This window comes from Actinophytocola sp., assembly GCF_036402745.1.
Classification (GTDB): Bacteria; Actinomycetota; Actinomycetes; order Mycobacteriales; family Pseudonocardiaceae; genus Actinophytocola.
The window spans coordinates 1-2,024 of the sequence record NZ_DASWSJ010000241.1; the positions used below are offsets into that span (position 1 = coordinate 1).

At 70.4% G+C, this 2,024-nt stretch carries 3 protein-coding genes; 1 reads left to right on the forward strand and 2 read right to left on the reverse strand.

The features are described from left to right. Positions 1-95 precede the first annotated feature (95 nt). Complete coding sequence (cei, locus tag VGD70_RS22545; protein ID WP_331084456.1) at positions 96-812, forward strand: envelope integrity protein Cei; 717 nt, start codon at positions 96-98, stop codon at positions 810-812. A 61-nt stretch (positions 813-873) separates the two neighbouring features. Here cei and VGD70_RS22550 read toward each other — a convergent pair whose 3' ends face one another. Next, positions 874-1,035, reverse strand: a complete 162-nt coding sequence (locus VGD70_RS22550; protein ID WP_331084458.1) for a hypothetical protein — start codon at positions 1,033-1,035, stop codon at positions 874-876. 74 nt (positions 1,036-1,109) lie between these two features. Beyond that, positions 1,110-1,922 carry an inositol monophosphatase family protein gene (locus tag VGD70_RS22555; protein WP_414638028.1) on the reverse strand — a complete coding sequence of 271 codons (813 nt, stop codon included), beginning with the start codon at positions 1,920-1,922 and terminating at the stop codon, positions 1,110-1,112. Between the last annotated feature and the right edge of the window lie 102 nt (positions 1,923-2,024).

A 2,024-nucleotide genomic window follows, 5' to 3' on the forward strand; every position in this document is an offset into this window, starting at 1 on the left:
GGTCGGCTACACCCGGCCGGGGACGCGGGATGGTCCCCGACCGCATAGGCTGATCACAGCGAGACTGGGCACAACGCCAGGGGAGGTCGGCGGACGTGGGACCCGCGAGCGTTTCGGGGAGCAGCGGGTTGTCGCGGTACAGGCGGCGACGACCGCTACCCGCGCTCGTCCTGTTCCTGGTGCTGGCAGTAGTGGCGGTGTTCGTGTGGGTGAAGGTCCTCAACACCGCGAACGACGTGGACTTGGCGATTCGGTGCAACTCACCCGGCAACGTGCCTTCCTCTTCGGCTCCACCGGTCGAAGGTGCCCCGGTGGCCCCGAAGCCCGGCACCGTGCTGGGGCACGACGCGCTGGATCGCACGGATCCGGCTCCGGTGAACGACATCCAGTTCCGCGTCTTCAACGCGAGCACGCAGCGGAACCAGGCCCGGTTCGTGGCCACGACCCTGGTGGAGCTCGGGCTGAAGCAGGCCGCTGAGCCGGACAACGACCCCGTGTACCCGGCCAACGACATGACGTGTCGCGGGCAGATTCGGTTCGGCGCACCGGGGTCTTCCGCGGCTCGTACCTTGAGTTTGATCGAGCCTTGTCTCGAGCTGGTGCGCGATGAGCGGCAGGACGCCACCGTCGACGTCGCCATCGGGAAGAAGTTCGACGAGGTCAAGCCCAATCACGACGCCCGCAAGGTGCTCGACCAGTTGGCCACCTGGGCTGAGCAGCAGCCCGATCAGTCCGGCGGGCAGGTGGCCGAGGCCGGGCCGCCCACTCTCGTCTCGGCGAACGTTGCCGCCGCACGGGATGTGCACTGCTAGCTCCCGCGTGTCGAACCCCCAGACACCCCGTGTCGAACCCCGGACACCGCGAGTCCCCCGCTCAGGCACCGCGAGTCCCCCACTCGGACACCCCGAACTCCTCCACCGAGTCCTGCGCCGGTCCGACGAGCCACTCGCCGCTCGAGCTGACCGACCAGCGCTTGATCATCGAATCGACCATGTTCGGGTCGGGGTGGCGCGCGAGCATGCGCGCGTCCGGCATGGTGCCGCTCGAACTCCGTCCATCGACAACGTCCACCAGGTCCGCGACCTGATCGCCACCACCATCGGCGCTCGCTAGACCTTGCCGAAGCCGCTCTCCACCAGGGCGGTGTGCAGGTCCGCGGCGATGCCCGGCGTGGCGGCGAACGTGGCGTCCGCGCCCAACTCGGGAGACGAGCCGGGCAACCGCACCACCGCACCGGCCTCCTCGGCCACGAGAGCGCCCGCGGCCCAGTCCCAGCGGCCCAGCGCGTGCTCGGCGTAGCCGTCCAACCAACCGGCGGCGACGGCGCACAGGTCCAGCGACGCGGCACCCGCTCGGCGGATGTCGCGCACTCGCGTGGACAGCGCGGCCCACGTGTTGGCCTGCCGCTGCCTGCGCTCGGGGCTGTAGCCGAAGCCGTAGCCGATCAGCGACAGGTCCAGGCGGGTGGCCGCCGAGACGCCCAGTCGGACGCCGTCGCGGAACGAGCCGTGCCCGCGGGCCGCCGTCCACACCCGGCCGCTGACGGGCTCGACCACGGCACCGGCCACGGACACGCCGTCCAGCTGCGCGGCAATGGACACGGCGTACCAGGGGAAGCCGTAGAGGTAGTTGACCGTGCCGTCGATGGGGTCCACGACCCAGGTCAGGCCCTCGACGGCCGCGGTGCCGCCTTCCTCCTCACCGATGACCGGCTCGCCCGGCCGGAGCGCGGCCAGGCGGTCGCGGACGAGCTGTTCGGAGGCGCGGTCGGCGGCCGTGACCACGTCGGTGTCGGTGCTCTTGGTGTCCACTCGGCCGGCGACTGCCGAGTGACGGGTGCGCTGGACCAGCTCGGCGGCCTCGCGCGCGATGTCCACCGCGACGTCGACCAGTGGGCGCGGATCGAAACTCAACTGTTCCACCTACGTCACTCTCGCGGGACTATCGGAGAACCTCAGGCTAGTGTCTGCGGCCACGGTTACTGAATCGAGTAGGAAGGGCCATGGGGATGGGCATTACCCGCG

What these genes read in the sequence shown, in the direction of transcription:
- VGD70_RS22550 (WP_331084458.1), bottom strand. Translation starts at nt 1,035, where the DNA reads ATGCCGGACGCGCGCATGCTCGCGCGCCACCCCGACCCGAACATGGTC.